Raw genomic sequence first — 17,858 nt, 5'->3', positions numbered from 1 at the left:
CCGCCAACTAGAGCTTCATCGCAATACGCCCGGCTTCGATGTGGGTGTAGCGCATGAGCATGGCTGGTGTCCGATGACCCGACACCAGCGCAACCTCGGGCAGACTGAAGCCCCGCTCGAAGAGCCGGCTGATGGCCTCGTGCCGCAAGTCATGGAAATGCAGATCCTCGATCTCAGAGCGCCGGAGGATGCGCTTCCAGGCCATTTTGACCCCTGTCGTCGTTATCGCGAACACCCTGGTGTCGTCACTCAGGTCGGACGCGCGTCTGGCCGCCGTCAGCGCACGTTCACTCAACGGCACCAGCCGGCTGCGCCCGTTCTTGGAGATCCGAACCAGAGCCAGCCGCTTCTCGTAATCGATGTCCGACTTGAACAACCCGACGATCTCCCCCTGACGCATGGCGGTCTCAAGGGCGAATGTCACCACCAGTGGGATTACCTTGTTCCGGCACGCGTTGCAGGAGACTTCCAGCCGCCTTTCCTCGTCCTCGGAAAGCCTGCGTGTCCGGCCCGGCGATGGTCTCGGCTTCAGGACCAGGCGGAACGGGTTCTCGGCACCAACCAGCCCCCAGGATCGTTCGGCCACGTCCCAGACATGCTGCAGGGTCCCGAGGTCCCGGCGCACGGTATCGACCGACACTAGCGCAAGACGGCGATCCCGATAGTTCGCAACATCCGCTGTCGTGATTGATCCCAGGGTCTTAGTCGCGATCCGGTCCAGCGCCATCTTCCCGAGCCGCAACTCCTCAATGGCGGAACTGCGCTTGGCTGGTGTGATTTCGCGTTTGTAGCGCTCGATAAGATCGGCGAGCGTCGTCCGGCTCGGACTGAGGCTCCCCGTGTTGATCTGGCGACCTCGCAGCTCCTTCTCGGTCTGCGCCGCCCAGCTGACAGCGTCCTGATACCGGCCGAAAGTCTTGGTCAGCGCAGGCTTGTCCTTCACACGGACCTGGGCTTGCCAGCGGTCTTTGCGCTTGCGGATGGTAGGCATGGTTGGACCTCACTGTGACAAATGGTGTGACAGCAAGGCGTTCAGAGGATGTTCGGGGCAGATCTACACAGAAAAAGATCAATGATCTCAGTTCTGTAGATGGTGGGCGCGGCTGGGATTGAACCAGCGACCCCTACGATGTCAACGTAGTGCTCTCCCGCTGAGCTACGCGCCCTATCTTTGCGGCATCGGGATTGTGTCGCCGCGAAGGAGGCGTGTGTATAGCCAGCGTCAGATCGATTTGCAAGACCTCTTTCACCGCTTTTCGCTCACTTTTTGACGCCCGCCGGGCGTGGCGCAACGCGCCTTGCGGGCCTGGGCGCGTGACGCTTGCCATCGGCGCAATCCATATTAGGTTGGAGAGACATTGGCGACATGTGGAGGCTTCGGATTGACGAGCGAAACAGCGATGGACGAGAAAGTCGCCGCGATCATCGAACCGGGCTTCCTTTCCTCGGGCGACGTGACCGCCGATCCGGTGCCGCCGGTGCCGGACGAGATCGCCGACGTCTATCGCATCGTGCGCCCCGCCGCGCCGGCCAGTCCGCTCGTCGTCGCCTCGCCGCATAGCGGGCGCCTCTACCCGCGCGACCTGGTCGAGGCCTCGCGGCTCGGCCCGCTCGATCTCCGCTCTTCCGAGGACGGCTTCATGGAGGAGGTGCTGGAGGGGGCGAGCCGAGCAGGCGCACCGCTGCTGACCGCCCACTTTCCGCGGGTCTATGTCGACGTCAACCGCGAGCCCTACGAGCTGGATCCGAGCATGTTCTCCGACCCGCTCCCGGACGGCGCGGTGACCGACAGCATCCGGATTTCCGCCGGGCTCGGTACGATCGCCCGCGTGGTGGCGAATTCCGAGCCGGTCTACGGCCGCAAGCTCACCTTCGCGGAGGCCGAGGAGCGGATCCGGCGCTATTACATCCCGTATCACCGGGCCCTGCAGCGGCTGATCGCCGAGGCGCTGGAGCGGTTCGGGTTCTGCCTGCTGGTCGACGGCCATTCCATGCCCTCGAGCGCGGTCCGCCATGTGCGCAGTGAGCGCCGGCCGATCGATATCGTGCTCGGCGACAGCCATGGCGTCACCGCCGCGCCGATCTTCATAGAGCGCGCGGAAAGCTTCTTCCGGGCCCGCCACTACACGGTGCGCCGCAACAGCCCCTATGCAGGCGGCTTCGTGACCCGCCACTATGGCCGTCCGGCGATCGGCATCCATGTTCTCCAGATCGAGATCAACCGCGCCCTCTACATGGACGAGCGGCGGATCGAACCGCGCGCCGGGCTGGCGCCGCTGAAGCAGGACATGGCAGCGCTCCTCGCCGAGCTTTCGGAAGCTGCGCTGCATGCCGCAGCGGGCGGCCCCGGGGCGGCCCGGGTCGCAGCGGAATGACGGAACCGGCATAACCACTTCGGCACGGTCCTTGCTTCTCCACTCCCGAAAAGGAGTGAGACCATGCGCTTTCTGTTCAAACTGGCCATACTTGCCGCCCCGTTTCTGGTTCTCTCCGGCCTTGCCGGGGCAAGCGAAACCTCGGACCGGATGTGCGCCAATGCAGCCCGTCACGCTGAGGACGAGCACCGCATTCCGCGCCATCTCCTGTTCGCGATCTCGCTGAAGGAGACCGGACGCTGGCATGACGAACGGCAGGAAAGCTACACTTGGCCCTGGACAGTGACATCCGGCGGCGAGGGCAAGCATTTTCCGAACAAGATCGCGGCCATGGCCGAGGTCCGCCGCCTGCTGGCGAAAGGCATCACGAACATCGATGTCGGCTGCATGCAGATCAATCTGCATTATCACGGCAAGGCCTTCGAGGATCTGGAAGAGGCCTTCGATCCGGACCGGAATACCGAATATGCGGCACTTTTCCTGACCGAACTGAAGACGCGCCACGGCTCCTGGCGCGATGCGATCGAGCATTATCATTCCGGCAACGAGACACGCGGCAGGAATTACCGACATGCGGTCTCCCGCCTTCAGCAGCAGGCATACAAAGGTGTCGCGGTCACCGCGGCGGATCCGTCCAAGGACGATATCGAACTCGCCGCCCGTTCCGCGGCACGCGCCGAGGCTCTCAGCGCGGATGCGGAGACACGGCGCGAGCGACACGAGCAGGAGGCTGCAATCCGCGAAGCCCGCGCCGCCCGTCAGCTCGAGATCGCATCCGAGACGGCACGCCAGCTCAAGCTGGAGTTCGAGAACCGCAGGGCCAGCAAGCTCGCCGCCTGGCAAAAGCTGAAAGAGGAGCGGCAGGCTGCAGCGGGTTTCGTGACCAACGTCAATTGACGTCAACCGGCGGCAGGCCCCGCGCGAGAGGGGCTTGCGAAAAGGCTTCCGGCGCGCGAGCCTGCCCTCGCACGATCGCGCAACATGGAGCTTCCCCGGTGCCCGGACCCGTCCGCGGCGTGGCGTTCGACAAGGACGGCACGCTCATCGATTTCGAAAAGACATGGCTTCCCGGTCTGCTGTCCGTGGCGGTGGAGCTTGTCGACCTGCATGCGCTCGACGTGGATGCCGCCGACCTGACACGGGCCGCGGGTGGCGACCCGGAAGCCTGGACAATAGCGCCGGGAACGTTGCTCGCGCAGGGCACCGCGCTCGAAGTCGCCTCGCTCTGGCGGAGCCTGGCGCCAGGCCTCCCCTCTCCGGACATCCTCGCCGATTGGCTCGACGATTACTGGCTGGATCACGCTTCCCGGAACCTGACTCCGGTGTGCGACCTCGGCACGCTGTTCACGGCACTGCGGAGCCAGGACATGCGAATCGCGGTTGTCACGAACGACGCCGAACGCGGCGCGCGGGACATGATCGATCGTCTTGGCCTAGGCGATCTCGTCGATTTCGTTGCCGGATACGACAGCGGCCACGCCGCCAAACCGGCGCCAGACATGATCCACGCTTTCCTGGATGCTTCGAACCTGAGGGCTTCCGAAACGGTGATGGTCGGAGACAACTTGGCCGACATGGATGCCGGCCGTGCTGCCGGCTGTCGCGCCACGATCGGCGTACTCACTGGTGCCACGCCCGAGGCCGAATTGACAAAAATTTCGGATTTTATCATCCCGGACGCGGGCCATTTGCCGACTCTACTCCGGCGGGCGCTCTGACGCAGAACTCTGCGGAATTCAAGACAAATAACGTATACATAGACGTATTTCCTCATACCGGGAAAACGCTGTACCCGGCCCGCCCCTTGGACTCGAAGGCTTTGACGGCGTGCGGAATCATGGCAATACTTCGGCCACCACGGGACCAAGCGGCCTCGGATGAGACGCCGGACGCCGGTTAAAACTGACTGTGGGGTTTAACAATGAGATCCGGAAAACCGGGTCCGGCTAGATAATGAAATAGGGAGGTAACTCATGAAATTGGGTTTGCTTAAGACGTTTGGAGCGCTTGCGATCGCTTCGACTGTGGCGATTGGTATTGGTTCCGGCGATGCCGAGGCCAAGAAAGTTCGCTGGAAAATGCACGCTGCGTTCGGCCAGAACGTCAAGGTTCTGGGCCCGCCGCCGCACCGTATCGCCGAAGGCATCGGACGGATGTCCGACGGCGATTTCGACATCAAGGTCTTCGAGCCGGGCGCTCTGACCGGTGGCTATGCCTACTACGACCCGATCAGCCAGGGCGCGATCGACGCGGCCTTCGGTACCCCGGGCGCCAACCAGGGCAAGAACTCGGCCTACGCGTTCCTGTCGACCTGGCCGTTCGGCCCGGCAGCGCCGGAATTCGTCGCCTGGTTCAAATATGGCGGCGGTACGCAGATCGGCGAGGAACTCTACGGCCGCGACAACATCAAATATCTGCTCTGCGGCATGATCCCGCCGGAGACTTCCGGCTGGTTCCGTAAGAAGATCGAGAGCCTCGATGAGCTGAAGGGCCTGAAGATGCGCTTCTTCGGCGTCGGCGCGAAGGTCATGCAGAAGTTCGGTGTTTCGACCCAGCAGCTTGCTGGCGGCGACATCTACCCGGCCCTGGAGCGTGGCACGATCGACGCCACCGAATTCTCCATGCCGGCGATCGACCGTTCCTACGGCTTCTACCAGATCGCCAAGTACAACTACTTCCCGGGCTGGCACCAGCAGTCCACCTCCAACGAACTGCTGATCAACATGGACAAGTGGAACGCTCTGTCCGACGGTCAGCGGGCCATGCTCGAGATCGCGTGCGACAAGAACGTGACCGACATGATCGCCGACGGCGAAGCCTCCCAGTTCGAGGCGATGATCGCCAACCAGAAAGACGGCGTGGAGATGGTCAACTGGACGTCCGACCAGCTCGCCCAGTTCAAGGCGAAGTGGGAAGAAGTGCTGGCGGAAGAGCTGGCGGCCAACCCCGACGTCCAGAAGCTCTGGGACAGCTACACGAAGTTCAACGAGGGCTTCAAGGTCTGGGGTGACCGCGGTTACCTGAAATAAGAGACGCTTAAATGCGGGAGACCCTTTTCGAAGGGTCTCCCGACTTTTCTGTTTGATGCCCCTTGAGAACGGACCGGCTCGACAAGGTCAGACCGCTTCCAGCAACCGAGCGGTTCAAGGGATCAGTCTCTCACTCTCATCCAAATGGGGTTTCATTTATGAAAGCCGCGCTTAACCTTGCGAGCGTTCTTGATCGATGGTCCCGAAATATGGGCCAGGCGGCGGCATGGCTCATCGTCCCGCTCGTGCTCATGATCGTCTTCGATGTCGTGACCCGGAAGGTGGATTTCATTCGCCTCTACTTCTCCCAGTTCTCCATCGATTACGGATACTCGGTCTCGACTATCCTTCAGGACATGCAGTGGCACCTGCACGGCATCATCCTGCTGCTGACATTCGGGTTCGGATATCTCGCCAACGCCCATGTCCGCGTCGACGTCTTCCGCGAGCACATTCGGCCGCGCAAGCAGGCCTGGATGGAATTCATCGGGCTGTTGGTACTCGCCCTTCCGTTCCTGTTCGCGGTTGCCTGGGAATCCTGGGTGCTGGTCTCGATCTCCTATTTGCAGGGCGAAGGCTCGGAATCCATGACCGGCATTCCTTGGCGCTACGTCATCAAGGGATTCATGCTGATCGGCTGCGTCGTCCTGGCTCTGGCGATCTTTGCCACCCTGTTCCGGCTCGCGGCCTACCTGTTCGGCACGCGCGAAGAGCATGAGGAAGCGAGAGACGCTTTGGAAATCTTCAACTACGAGCACCACAAGCCGGAATGAGCGGATTGATCATGAAAACCGGCGATAAATCCAGGGGCGGCGATATCCAAGATGTTTGAGGTTCTTTACGATCATTTCTACGAGTTCATCGGAGCGTACATGTTCCTTGCGCTCGCGCTGATGCTCTTCACGGGACTTCCCGTGGCCTTCGCGCTCGGCGGCGTCGCGGTCTCGTTCGGCCTCCTCGGGATCTGGCTCGATGTGCTCGATTTCGCGGTCTTCTTCCAGGTCGTCCAACGGATCTGGGGCGGCGACGGGGCTTCGGGAGCGATCCAGAACCCCATTCTGGTGGCGATCCCATGTTTCGTTTTCATGGGAACGATGCTCGAGCGGTCCAAGGTCGCGGAAGATCTCCTGCATATCCTGCAGGTTCTGTTCCGGCGCGTTCCGGGAGCCCTCGCCCTCGCGGTGACGGTCATGGGCACGATCATGGCCGCGACCACGGGCATCATCGGCGCATCCGTCGTCATGATGACCCTGATGGCGCTTCCCACCATGATCTCCCAGAAATACGACCGTTCGCTCGCAACAGGCACTCTGGCGGCCAGCGCGACCCTCGGCATTCTGATCCCGCCGTCGATCATGCTGGTGCTGATGGGAAGCCTGCTGGCCGTCTCGGTCGGCAACCTCTTCGTCGGGGCCATCTTCCCGGGCCTGCTGCTGTCCGGCCTCTATGTCGTTTACATTGTGGTGATCGGGATCATCTCGCCCGAGAAGGCGCCGGCGATCGCCGAAGACGCGATCCAGATGGAACCCAGCAACAAGAAGAACATCCTGAAATTCTTCGGTTTCAGCGCCGCAGCCATGGCTTTCTGCTACATCATGGCGGAATCCCATCTCGCGGATGTGTTCAACTGGGGTCTGATCGGCTTCCTGATGGTGTTCGGGATCTCGATGATCATCGGACGCATGGAAGGCGACAGCTATCTCGGCGGTATCCTGAAGGGCTTCGTGCCGCCGATCTTCCTGATCACGCTCGTGCTCGGCTCCATCTTCGCCGGCTGGGCGACGCCGACGGAAGCCGCCGGCGTCGGTGCCTTCGGTTCCCTGATCCTGGCCTTCGCCAACGGGACGCTGAACAAGGAAGTGCTGCGCGACGTCGTGCACCGGACCGGTCTCACCACAGCGATGATCTTCCTGATCTTCGTCGGCGCGACGGCCTTCTCGACGATCTTCCGCAACGTCTATGGCGAAGACCTGATCATCGAGTTCATCGAATGGCTCGAGCTCGGCCCGTGGCCGCTCCTGTTCATGTTGATGTTCGTGGTCTTCATCCTCGGCTTCTTCTTCGACTGGCTGGAGATCACGCTGATCATCCTTCCGGTCTTCGCGCCGGTGATCCAGACCATGGCGCCGGAATTCGCGCCGCATCTCGGGCTCGAAGTGCCGACGAACAATGCGCAGATCGAGTTTGTACAGCAGCAGGTGCTCTACTGGTTCGCGATCATCGTCGCGATCAACCTGCAGACCTCCTTCCTGACGCCGCCCTTCGGCTTCGCGCTCTTCTACATGAAGGGTGTGGCCAAGGAGATGGTCTCGATGCAGCAGATCTATCGCGGGATCATCCCGTTTGTGATCCTGCAGCTGATCGGCCTCGGGATCGTGGTCGCCATTCCGGAAATCACGCTCTGGCTGCCAAGCGTGCTGCTGAACTAGCAGGACCGAGACAAAACAAAAAACGCCCGGCTTCGAGCCGGGCGTTTTCGTTTGGGAGAAGAGTATCTTCAGGCCGAAAATTCGGCCCTGATTGCCTCGCTATGTTCGCCAAGGCGCGGCACCGGACGGAACGTATTGTCCATGCCGGTGAAGCTCGCCGGCGGCGCCACCGTCTCGATCGTGCCGACAGGCGTTTCCACCGGAACACGGCGCAACGCCGGATGCGCCAGCACATCGGCGACGCTGTTGATCGCGCCGAAGGCGATGCCGGCCGCTTTCAGCTTCTCCTTCACCTGCTCGCGGGTCAGGCCTCCGAAGACACGGTCGATCACGGCATTCACACCCTCGCGGTTGGCAACGCGGTCGGTATTGGTGCGGAAGCGTTCGTCGTCCGCGAGGCTCTCGTCGCCGAGCACGGACGCACAGAGCTTGCGCCACTCGCGGTCGTTCTGCACCGCGATCAGGATCATGTCCCCACCGGCGCAGGCGTAGGCCCCATAGGGCACGATGGCAGGATGGTTGAGACCGATCCGCTGCTCCTTCAGCACCCCGTAGGCCTCATGCAGCAGCCAGGGCGACATCCATTCGGTCATGCCGCCGAAGAGAGAAACCTTGATCTGGCTCCCCTCGCCCGTCCGACCGCGCAGCAGCAGCGCCTCGAGCACCGCGATCCGGGCGAACATGCCGCAGGCGATGTCGCAGATCGAAACCCCGACCCGGCCCATCTCCTCTTTCGAGCCGGTCACCGAGATCAGCCCGCTCTCCGCCTGGACGAGGAAGTCGTAGGCCTTCATCTCGGCATAGGGCCCCTCGTCCCCATAGCCGCTGATATCCACCGTGGTCAGCCGCGGATAGTGTTTGCGCAGCTCGTCCGATCCGAGGCCCATCCGGTCCGTCGCGCCGGGCGCGAGATTCTGGATGAAGACGTCGGCCTTCGCGAGGATCCGGTGCAGCAGCGCGCGGTCGTCCGGGTTCTTCAGATCCGCGACGAGACTCTCCTTGCCCCGGTTCAGCCAGAGGAAGAAAGCGCTCTCGCCATGCACCTCGTGGTCGTAGCCGCGCGCAAAGTCGCCCTCCGCGCGCTCGACCTTGATCACCCGCGCACCGGCATCTGCGAGGCGGGAGGCGCAGTAGGGCGCGGCCACCGCCTGATCGATGGAGAGCACCAGCATTCCGTCGAGAGGTTTTGTCATGACAGCGCCTCCCCGCTCAGTAGGAGCGGGGCATGCCGAGGACATGCTCCGCGATGTAGGCAAGGATCATGTTGGTCGAGATCGGCGCGGTCCGGAACAGCCGGGCCTCGCGGAACTTGCGTTCGACATCGTACTCCTCGGCGAAACCGAAGCCGCCATGAGTCTGCAAGCAGGTATCCGCCGCCGCCCAGGCCGCTTCCGCCGCCAGCATCTTAGCCATGTTGGACTCTGCGCCGCAGGGCTCTCCGGCCTCGAAGAGCTGCGCCGCCTTCTCCGCCATCAGCGCCGCCGCCTCGGTCTCTGCATAGGCCTTCGCGATCGGGAACTGGACCCCCTGGTTCTGCCCGATCGGCCGGCCGAAGACCTTGCGCTCGCTCGCGTATTTCGTCGCCTTCTCGATGAACCAGCGGGCGTCGCCGAGGCTCTCGTGGGAGATCAGGATGCGCTCCGCGTTCATCCCGTCGAGGATATAGCGGAATCCCTTGCCCTCCTCGCCGATCAGGCTATCGGCCGGGATCTCAAGATTGTCGAAGAAGACCTCGGTCGTGGAGTGGTTGACCATGGCGCGGATCGGCCGGATCTCAAGACCGTTGCCCTTGGCCTCGCGCATGTCGACGATGAAGACCGAGAGGCCCTCGGTGCGCTTCTTCACCTCTTCCTTCGGCGTGGTCCGGGCAAGCAGCAGCATCAGGTCGGAATGCTCGGCGCGCGAGGTCCAGACCTTCTGCCCGTTCACGACGTATTTCGTATTGCCCTTCTTCACAGCCGTGGTGGAAAGAGAGAGCGTGTCGGTGCCGCTGGTCGGCTCGGTCACGCCGAAGGCCTGCAGGCGGAGCTCGCCGCTGGCGATCTTCGGCAGGTATTTCCGCTTCTGCTCTTCAGAGCCGTGCCGGAGCAGCGTGCCCATGATGTACATCTGCGCGTGGCAGGCGCCACCGCTGCAGCCACTGCGGTGGATCGTTTCCAGGATCGCCGCGGCGGCGCTGATCGAAAGACCGCTGCCACCGTACTCCTCGGGGATCAGGACCGCGAGATAACCGGACTCCGTCAGCGCCTGCACGAATTCCGTCGGATAGGCCCGCTCGCGGTCCTTCTCGCGCCAGTACTCGCCCGGAAAATCGGCGCAGAGCGTCGCTACGGCCCGCCGGATCTCGGCGATCACCTCGGCATCGGTCGACATGGTTCCTCCCTGTCGCGGCCATTCCGGCCGCTTTCGATCACTTTTCCTGCAATCGGAAGATACCAAGGCGGACCGCGATCCGACCCTCCTTCAAATTGCGATAGATGTGTTTCTGTTTCCGGGCAAAGGCCTCGCCCATGATAACGGGCGCACCAGAGGGCGGCTCCGGCTCGCCTTTCTCCGCCCGCATCTGGCGGGCTTCACGCTGCGCGTCGAGGTAAGCCTCGACCAGGGCCGACTGGTCCTCGAAGCGCTCCGTGACGAAGCCCGCGGCATGTACCGCGACCTCGATCTCTTCGGCCGGGACGAGGTGCGAATGATCGGGCAGAGTGGCCCAGGGAACCGGCAGATGCACCGGCTCACCCGATCCGGCGACAATGTCGTAGAGCCCGAACCGCCCGCCGGGTTTGAGGACACGAGCAATCTCGCGGTAGAGCGCCTGCTTGTCGGCGATGTTCATCGCCACATGCAGGGTGAAAATGACATCGAAACTGTCGTCGGCAAACGGCATGGCAAGCGCATCGCCCTGCTCGATCCGGATGCGCTCCAGCCCGACCAGCGCGTTCAGCTGCCGAGCCGCGTCGCAGAAATCGGCGGTTAGGTCGATCCCGCTGACGTCTGCCCGATAGCGTGCCGCCGCCATGCGGGACGGCCCGCCAAGGCCGCAGCCCACATCCAGTACCTTGTCGCCCGCATGGATATCCAGCGCGTCGAGGAACTCTTCCGCGGCGACGCGGCCACGCAGATGCATCTGGTCGACGGAATGGAGATTGGCTTCGGTGATTTCGTCCCGGGCGATCCCGGCTTTCTCGAGGATCGCGATCAGCCGGTCGGCCAGACCGCTTTCGGAACTGTAATGCTCCGTGACGTCCGGCCGCTCGCCCACCGGATCAGCCCCAGAGCCGGAAATCCGGCGGTTGCACCAGGCTGCCCTCATAGACCAGGCCCGGCTCGCGGTCCTTCGCGAGGAGCAGCGGTCCGTCCAGATCGACCACCTTGGCGCCCTGCGCCACCACAACCCCCGGCGCCATGGCGAGCGAGGTGCCGACCATGCAGCCGACCATGACCTCGAAGCCCATGGACAGCGCCCGGTCGCGCAGACGGAGCGCTTCTGTGAGCCCCCCGGTCTTGTCGAGCTTGATGTTGATCATGTCGTACTTGCCGACGAGATCGTCGAGCGTCTCGCTGTCATGGCAGCTTTCGTCGGCGCAGACCGGCACCACCCGATCGAGGCCCTTCAGGCCCTCGTCCTTGCCGGCCGGCAAAGGCTGCTCGATCATCGTCACACCGAGTTTGGCGAATTGCGGCGCATACTCCTCGTACTGCGCGACGCTCCAGCCTTCGTTGGCATCGACGACGAGTTTGGTGTTCGGCGCATTCTCATGAATCAGCGCGACGCGCTCCAGATCCTTTCCGTCGCCGGTCATCTTCAGCTTGAGGACCGGCCGGGAGGCATTGGCCTTGGCCTTCTGTCCCATCACCTCCGGCTCGTCGACGCCGAGAGTATAGACCGTGGTCACGGGCTTCGGTTCCGGCAGGCCGGCGAGTTCCCAGGCCCGCTTGCCGGTTTTCTTCGCCTCGAAGTCCCAGAGCGCGCAATCGATCGCATTGCGTGCGGCACCGGGCGGCAGGGCCGAGAGCACCCCCTTCCGGTCCATGCCGTTGGCGATCTCGCCCGCGACGGATTCGATCTGCGCCGTCACGCTGTCAAGCGTCTCGCCGTAGCGTGCATAGGGAAAGCATTCGCCGAGACCGTCGACATCGTCGCCGGCGATCTCGACCACGATCACTTCCGATTCCGTCCGCGCGCCGCGGGAGATCCGGAAGACGCCCTGCAAGGGCCATTTTTCGCGTCTGACCGAGACCGACCGGTACATCAACTTTCCCCTTATGCTTCGCCGCCTGCCGGATCAGATCCGGATCAGATGTCCATGTTGTCGACGATGGCGCCGACCCCGTTGCGGATCGGATCGACCGCCGGCAGGCCGGTCTCGTCGCTCGCCTGCTTCAGGAACGCTTCCGCCGCGGCATCGTCGAGGCTCGAGGTATTGATGCAGACGCCGACGAATTTCGCATCCGGGTTGGTCAGGCGGGCAGCCTGCAGGTAGTAGGGGATGCATTCGCTCAGGCTCGGCACCGGATATTCCGGCAGGCCGCGCATGTGCGGACGGTTGGCCTCGTGGCAAAGCACCATGGCATCCGGCTGGGCGCCATGGATCAGGCCCATGGTCACGCCGGCATAGGAGGCGTGGAAGAGCGAGCCCTGCCCTTCGACCAGATCCCAGTGATCGGCCTCATTGGCCGGAGCCAGTTCCTCGACAGCGCCAGAGATGAAGTCTGCGATCACCGCATCGACGGAAACGCCGGACCCGGCGATGAAGATGCCGGTCTGCCCGGTCGCGCGGAAGGTCGCCTTCACGCCGCGATTGTGCAGCTCTTTCTCGATCGCAAGCGCGGTGAACATCTTGCCGACGGAACAGTCGGTCCCGACCGGAAGCAGCCGCTTGCCGGACCGCTTCTTGCCGTTCGCAACGGAGAAATTGCCCTTCGGGTGACGCACGTCATAGAGGCCGAGCCCCTTGGCCTTCGCCTTTTCCGCCAGCGCCGGGATCGTGGCGATCTTGGTATGCAGGCCGCTCGCGATCTCCATGCCGTGGTCGAGAGCTTTCTCAAGCTCGACCATCCAGCTCTCGCCGATCACGCCGCCGCGGTTCGCGACGCCCAGGATCACGGTCTTCACGCCGGCAGCGGCGGCTTCCTCGATGGTCATGTCGGGAAGCTTCAGATCGGCCTTGCAGCCAGGCAGACGGAGCTGACCGAGGCACCATTCGGGGCGCCAGACCTTCACGCCGTTCGCGGTCTTGGCTGCGAGCTGATCGGGCGCATCGCCCAGGAACATGAGATAGGGATGGCGGATTTCCACGACGTCACCTTGAGATAAATAGGGTTACGCATCGCCCCGGACGGAGCAGGACTAGAGCCGTGCGTGGCCTCTGCGGACGCGGGGCGGCCCGCTTCCGGACGGATCCGGAATGCGAGCCGCTGCGGCTCAGGTTTCTTCGAGATGGACTTCGTGGTCGCCTTCGGGCGCCACTTTCCATCCGGCTTTCGCACTTCTCCAGAGAAGATAGGCGGAAACCGCGAGCAGCGCCACACCGATAATCGGACGGGCGATCCCCTCCATCATGAACATCGGGACCGCGACCGCGGCGAGGAGCGCCGGGACATAGGCCAGCGTCCAGGATTGCGTGCCACGCAGCTTCTGGTACCACGGGAAGGCGATCGAGAAGGCCGCGACGACAAGGAAGAAGAGCGACCAGGGGCGGCTGAGGAACAGCATCAGATCGTTGTCGATCGAGAGCGCCCGCGACAGGTTCAGCTCGGCCACATGTCCCAGCACGACACCGAGGATGATCGGCGCCAGCGGGAAGCCGAGCAGGCGCAGGATGTAGCCGGCCACGCCGAAGAAGAACAGCACCCAGATGTCGTAGACAATGTTGTTGAGCGCGAACACGCCGATCGCACAATAGGCGAGGATCACCGATGCCAGCACGTACATCGGGATCCGGGTCACCAGGAGGAACAGCTTCAGCGTCACCGACTGCATCGCGATCATGATGAAATGCGCAAGGAAGAAGGCGATGAAGATCGCGTAGGCGAGATCCGGATTGTCGCTGATGAAGGTCGGGCTCGGCTGCACGTTGTGGATTAGCAGCGCGCCAAGCATCACGGCGGTGACGATGTCTCCCGGAATGCCGAGCGCCATCATGGTGATCAGCGCGCCGCCGGCAGTGGCGTTATTGGAGGATTCCGGCGCGATGATGCCGTCCGGAATGCCGGTGCCGAATTTCTCCGGGGTCTTCGATGCCTTCTTCGCCTGGTCATAAGCGAGAATGTTGGAGATCGACCCGCCGGCGGCCGGCAGCACGCCGGTGAAGACGCCGATGAGGGAGGAGCGCACGAGGTTGGTCCAGCGCGAAAGGATGGTACGGATCGCGGCCAGATGCTCGACCCGGACCCGTCCGTCGGTGCCGCTGACGTCCATCAGCGGCTCGCGGGCCTTCACCCGGTCCTGGATATCGGAAAGCAGCTGGCTGAAGGCGAAGAGACCGATCAGCACCGGCAGGAAGGAAAAGCCGGATTCGAGATCGTCGAAGCCGAAGGTGAAGCGCGCGACGCCGTTGACCTCGTCCTCGCCGACCGTACCGATGAAGAGGCCGAGCGCACCCGCGATCATCCCCTTCATGAGATTCTCGCCGGAAAGGCTCGCCGTAATGGTCAGCGCGAAAAGCACCAGCGAGAAATAGTCCCAGGGCCCGAACTCCAGGCCGATTACGGCGAGGCTCGGGGCCAGGGTGACGAGAAGCACGGCACTGATCAGACCGCCGAAGAAGGACGACCAGACGCCGAGACCAAGCGCGAAGCCAGGCTTGCCCCCGCGCGCAAGCGGGAAACCGTCGAAGGTGGTCGCGATGGAGGACGGCGTTCCGGGAATGCCGGTCAGCATGCCGGACATCAGGCCGCCCGAGAGACCGCCGACGAAGACGCCGATCATGGTGGCGAGCCCCTCGACCGGGCTGAGACCGAAGGTAAAGGGCAGCGTCAGGACGATCGCCATCGCAATGGTGAAACCGGGAATGGCGCCGGCGATCAGACCGGCGGTCACCCCGATCGTCATCAGGGCGAGGTTCCAGACCGCGAAGACGTCGGAGAAGGCGTAGAGGATATGGTCAAGCATCGCGCGCTCCTCAGTTCAGCTGCAGAAGTTCGCCGTCCGGCAGCAGCACGCCGAGACCGAAGGTGAAGATGCTCCACATGATACCGACCATCGCCACGGCGATGAGAAGATGGAGCGGGACCCGCTTCAGGCTGGGCTCGCCAAGAAGGGTCAACGCAAGGAAGACGAAACCGACACCGCCGAGCAGCATGCCCAGCAGATCCAGGGTCAGCAGAAACAGGAAGAACAGCACATAGACAATCAGCGCGTTGCGGAACCGGCCGAGCCCCGCCGGCGCGGCTTCCGCCGAAGCTTCAACAGCGCGCGGTTTCACAATGCTCTGACCGAGCAGTCCGAGACTGAAGACCGTCAGCACCACGAGCACGACCTGCGGCCAGACACTCGACTGCATGGTCCCGTAGTTCGTGACCTCGATCTCAAAACTGGCGGAGAACATGACCCCGCAAAAAACCAGGAGCACAAGCGCTATCAGCGTATCTCGGTTCAACCGGCCCACCGGCTATCCTCCAAACTCGTATCGGCGAAATAGAAACGGCGGCTCCCGTGGACCGGGAGCCGCCGCCCGCAGGGCTGTTTAATCAGCTGCCTTTGTAAAGTCCAACCTCAATCGCGATCCGCTTCCAGGCCGCGAAGGTCTTTTCGAAGTAGTCGGTGTACTCTTTCGGGCCGAGATAATTGACCGCGGTGCCCTTGGCGGTCATCGCCTCGACCACTTTCGGATCCTGCGCCGCCTTCTCGAAGATCGCGGCATAGTGATCGATCACTTCCTGGCTCGCGCCCTTCGGCAGAACGATACCGCGGTCCGTACCGTAGATCAGGTCATAGCCCTGCTCCTGCAGGGTCATGACGTCCGGGATTTCCGGATTGCGCGCCGGCGTGGTGATGCCGAGCGCCTTCAGCTCGTTGGTCTGGATGTACTTCTTGGCGGCGGCGAGGTTGATTTCACCGATCTCGATGTTCTTCGCCAGCAGCGCGGTCATGCGCTCACGGGTGCCGTCATAGGAAACGTGCTTGAACTTCACGCCCGCCGCGTCTTCGAGCAGCAGGAAGATGAAGTGACTGGTGGAACCGAGCGTACCACCAGCAACGACAGTACCCGGAGCCTTCTTCGCGGCTTCAACCAGTTCCTTGACGTTGTTGTACGGAACGTCAGGGTTGGCGCCGATGATGGCCGGGGTCCGGGTCAGCAGGGCTACCGGCTCGAAAGCGTCCCAGGTGAAGTCGACACGACCGTTGAAGAAGCTGGTCAGCGCGCTCTGATGGATGGCGAACAGGGTGCAGCCGTCCGGCTTGGAGCCGCGCGCTTCCTTGGCGCCCTTGTTGCCGCCCTGGCCGCCGATATTGACGACTTGGATCTGCGGCTTGGCACCGGCCGCATTGGCCGACTCAACGAACTGGCGGAAAATCACGTCGGTACCGCCGCCGGCGCCCCACGGAACGATCAGTTTGGCGGTGCGGCAAGGCAGATCGGCGGCCTCGGCACCCGGCGCCCCGGCGAGGGCGACAGACGCGGTCGCAAAGGCCGCGAAAAGGGCTGTCTTGATCTTCATTTCTTGTCTCCCAGAAGTCACACCGGCCGGAAGCCGGCGCTCAGGATGTCGCGGACACACCACCGGCGCACCCGACCAGAGCCAGTAACCCTATGAATACAAACCGGGGTGTCAACCTTTTGCCGTCGCCGGACTATTTTCCGGTTTTTCCGCCACAACAGCAAAATCAGGACCTTATGCGAGTTTCGCCTTCAGGTTGTCGCCGCGAGGACTTCAGCTTTTCTGTCCGAGACGGCCTCTATTGTCCTGACGCTGAAGCATTTCTTTCCAGTCGGCGGCCAGGTTTTCCAGATACCGGGAAAATCCGTCCGCTGCGATCAGGCGCGCCTCTGTTCCATAGTCCTCGTGCAGGCTCGCGAGGACTCCGCGTGTCTCCATGACCTTTTGCAGAGTTGCGACATGTGCTGCGGCGATCTCCGCGGGAAGTGCCTCCGGACCGAAGATCCCATGATCCACGCCCAGCGTCAGCCCTCGGACCTCCGTTCCCAAAGCGGGAATATCTGGCAGCAGTTCGGAGGGAGCCGGGCCGGTCACAGCCAGCACGTGAAGCTCCTTGTCCTTCATCCTGGCCCTTGCCGCTTTAAGCGAAACGAAGCCCAGCGTACCGGGCGGCCCATTCAGTATTTCGCGATAGCGCGCGATGCCGCTCGGGAAACTACGGATTCGGAACCGGACGCCAAGCGCTTCCTCCATCTGCAGGAAAAGCAGCTTTTCGAGGGGGTTGTCCACCAGCGCGAAAGTCATCGATTCCGGTTTGGCGCGCAGATCGGAAATGATCTTGCCAAGGCGCGGCGGTTCGGGTTCCTCGCCCTTCGGCGCCGGTGTCGCGGGTCCGCCCGACGACAGCGCAAGCGCCATCGGGGTTTGCGTCAGAAGCGCGATAGGTGTCAGTCCGCGCCAGGCACGCATGTCGCCGTTCAGGATTTCGAACGCCACCCGGATCTGCGTGTCAACCAGCAGAGTACAGCCGTTGGGCGCCGCAGCCTCGATCAGGTCCTGCGCGATCGCCCGCGGCCGGTTGCGCACGCGATAGGTACTCCCTCCCTGCGCACTCGCCGCATCGGCGACCGCACGTGCCACGAGGTCGCTGGCCGAACCCACGGCTGCCGGAACAATAAGAGATACGGTTATGCAGGAAAGGTCTTGAGCACGTACGACGCCGGGCCGCACGGACAGTGCGGCAGCCGCAAGAATCAGAGGCAATAAGAATCTGAACTGTCGCATCCTGCTCCCACCCGCGTCGCGGAGACTATACATCGCACCCGACCGCCGTCCAGCGACACACGGAGCCAAGCATGTTTTGACGGCAGCGAAATCTGGGCTACAGAAGACATCGAATTCTGACAATCACAGCGGTCACGGGA

At 63.0% G+C, this 17,858-nt stretch carries 16 protein-coding genes and 1 tRNA gene; 6 read left to right on the top strand and 11 right to left on the bottom strand.

The annotated features are described in order from the left end of the window. Positions 1-7: 7 nt before the first annotated feature. Both JJ959_RS11415 and JJ959_RS11410 read right to left on the bottom strand, forming a co-directional pair. A complete protein-coding gene (locus JJ959_RS11415) occupies positions 8-991 on the bottom strand; it encodes a site-specific integrase (RefSeq protein ID WP_292883631.1) in 984 nt (327 codons plus the stop codon). A gap of 100 nt (positions 992-1,091) precedes the next feature. Further along, positions 1,092-1,166: transfer RNA gene (locus JJ959_RS11410), tRNA-Val, on the bottom strand. 216 nt (positions 1,167-1,382) lie between these two features. On the opposite strand from JJ959_RS11410, the gene JJ959_RS11405 reads away from it, so the two are divergent. The 6 genes from JJ959_RS11405 (at position 1,383) to JJ959_RS11380 (ending at position 7,833) form a co-directional block, all read left to right on the top strand. Then, positions 1,383-2,375, top strand: a complete 993-nt coding sequence (locus tag JJ959_RS11405; protein WP_292883628.1) for an N-formylglutamate amidohydrolase — start codon at positions 1,383-1,385, stop codon at positions 2,373-2,375. 63 nt (positions 2,376-2,438) lie between these two features. After that, positions 2,439-3,272, top strand: a complete 834-nt coding sequence (locus JJ959_RS11400) for a transglycosylase SLT domain-containing protein (protein ID WP_292883625.1) — start codon at positions 2,439-2,441, stop codon at positions 3,270-3,272. Positions 3,273-3,391: 119 nt separating this feature from the next. Beyond that, a complete protein-coding gene (locus JJ959_RS11395) occupies positions 3,392-4,093 on the top strand; it encodes an HAD family hydrolase (RefSeq protein ID WP_292883623.1) in 702 nt (233 codons plus the stop codon). Positions 4,094-4,348: 255 nt separating this feature from the next. Then, a complete protein-coding gene (locus JJ959_RS11390; RefSeq protein WP_292883622.1) occupies positions 4,349-5,404 on the top strand; it encodes a TRAP transporter substrate-binding protein in 1,056 nt (351 codons plus the stop codon). Positions 5,405-5,562: 158 nt separating this feature from the next. After that, positions 5,563-6,177 carry a TRAP transporter small permease subunit gene (locus tag JJ959_RS11385; RefSeq protein WP_292883620.1) on the top strand — a complete coding sequence of 205 codons (615 nt, stop codon included), beginning with the start codon at positions 5,563-5,565 and terminating at the stop codon, positions 6,175-6,177. A 51-nt stretch (positions 6,178-6,228) separates the two neighbouring features. Further along, positions 6,229-7,833 carry a TRAP transporter large permease subunit gene (locus JJ959_RS11380; protein WP_292883618.1) on the top strand — a complete coding sequence of 535 codons (1,605 nt, stop codon included), beginning with the start codon at positions 6,229-6,231 and terminating at the stop codon, positions 7,831-7,833. 68 nt (positions 7,834-7,901) lie between these two features. On the opposite strand, the gene JJ959_RS11375 is transcribed toward JJ959_RS11380, so the two are convergent. From JJ959_RS11375 to JJ959_RS11335, 9 genes are all read right to left on the bottom strand, one after another. After that, on the bottom strand, positions 7,902-9,026 hold the full coding sequence (locus tag JJ959_RS11375) for a CaiB/BaiF CoA-transferase family protein (RefSeq protein WP_292883616.1): 1,125 nt from the start codon (positions 9,024-9,026) through the stop codon (positions 7,902-7,904). 16 nt (positions 9,027-9,042) lie between these two features. Then, a complete protein-coding gene (locus JJ959_RS11370; protein WP_292883614.1) occupies positions 9,043-10,206 on the bottom strand; it encodes an acyl-CoA dehydrogenase family protein in 1,164 nt (387 codons plus the stop codon). A gap of 37 nt (positions 10,207-10,243) precedes the next feature. After that, positions 10,244-11,092, bottom strand: coding sequence for a class I SAM-dependent methyltransferase (locus JJ959_RS11365; RefSeq protein WP_292883612.1), 849 nt, complete (start codon positions 11,090-11,092; stop codon positions 10,244-10,246). Between the two features lie 4 nt (positions 11,093-11,096). Continuing rightward, positions 11,097-12,083 (bottom strand): N-acetyl-D-Glu racemase DgcA, encoded by a 987-nt coding sequence (gene dgcA, locus JJ959_RS11360; protein WP_292883610.1) that lies wholly within the window; start codon positions 12,081-12,083, stop codon positions 11,097-11,099. Positions 12,084-12,127: 44 nt separating this feature from the next. Further along, on the bottom strand, positions 12,128-13,129 hold the full coding sequence (gene dgcN / locus JJ959_RS11355; RefSeq protein WP_292883608.1) for an N-acetyltransferase DgcN: 1,002 nt from the start codon (positions 13,127-13,129) through the stop codon (positions 12,128-12,130). A gap of 126 nt (positions 13,130-13,255) precedes the next feature. After that, complete coding sequence (locus tag JJ959_RS11350; protein ID WP_292883606.1) at positions 13,256-14,944, bottom strand: tripartite tricarboxylate transporter permease; 1,689 nt, start codon at positions 14,942-14,944, stop codon at positions 13,256-13,258. Positions 14,945-14,954: 10 nt separating this feature from the next. Next, a complete protein-coding gene (locus tag JJ959_RS11345; RefSeq protein WP_292883604.1) occupies positions 14,955-15,440 on the bottom strand; it encodes a tripartite tricarboxylate transporter TctB family protein in 486 nt (161 codons plus the stop codon). A gap of 82 nt (positions 15,441-15,522) precedes the next feature. Then, on the bottom strand, positions 15,523-16,494 hold the full coding sequence (locus JJ959_RS11340) for a tripartite tricarboxylate transporter substrate binding protein (RefSeq protein WP_292883601.1): 972 nt from the start codon (positions 16,492-16,494) through the stop codon (positions 15,523-15,525). 213 nt (positions 16,495-16,707) lie between these two features. After that, positions 16,708-17,718, bottom strand: a complete 1,011-nt coding sequence (locus JJ959_RS11335) for a tripartite tricarboxylate transporter substrate-binding protein (RefSeq protein WP_292883598.1) — start codon at positions 17,716-17,718, stop codon at positions 16,708-16,710. Between the last annotated feature and the right edge of the window lie 140 nt (positions 17,719-17,858).

Source organism: Nisaea sp., assembly GCF_017640745.1.
GTDB lineage: Bacteria > Pseudomonadota > Alphaproteobacteria > Thalassobaculales > Thalassobaculaceae > Nisaea.
Note: the sequence above shows the minus strand (reverse complement) of the source record. Positions and strands in the feature narration are given on the sequence as shown.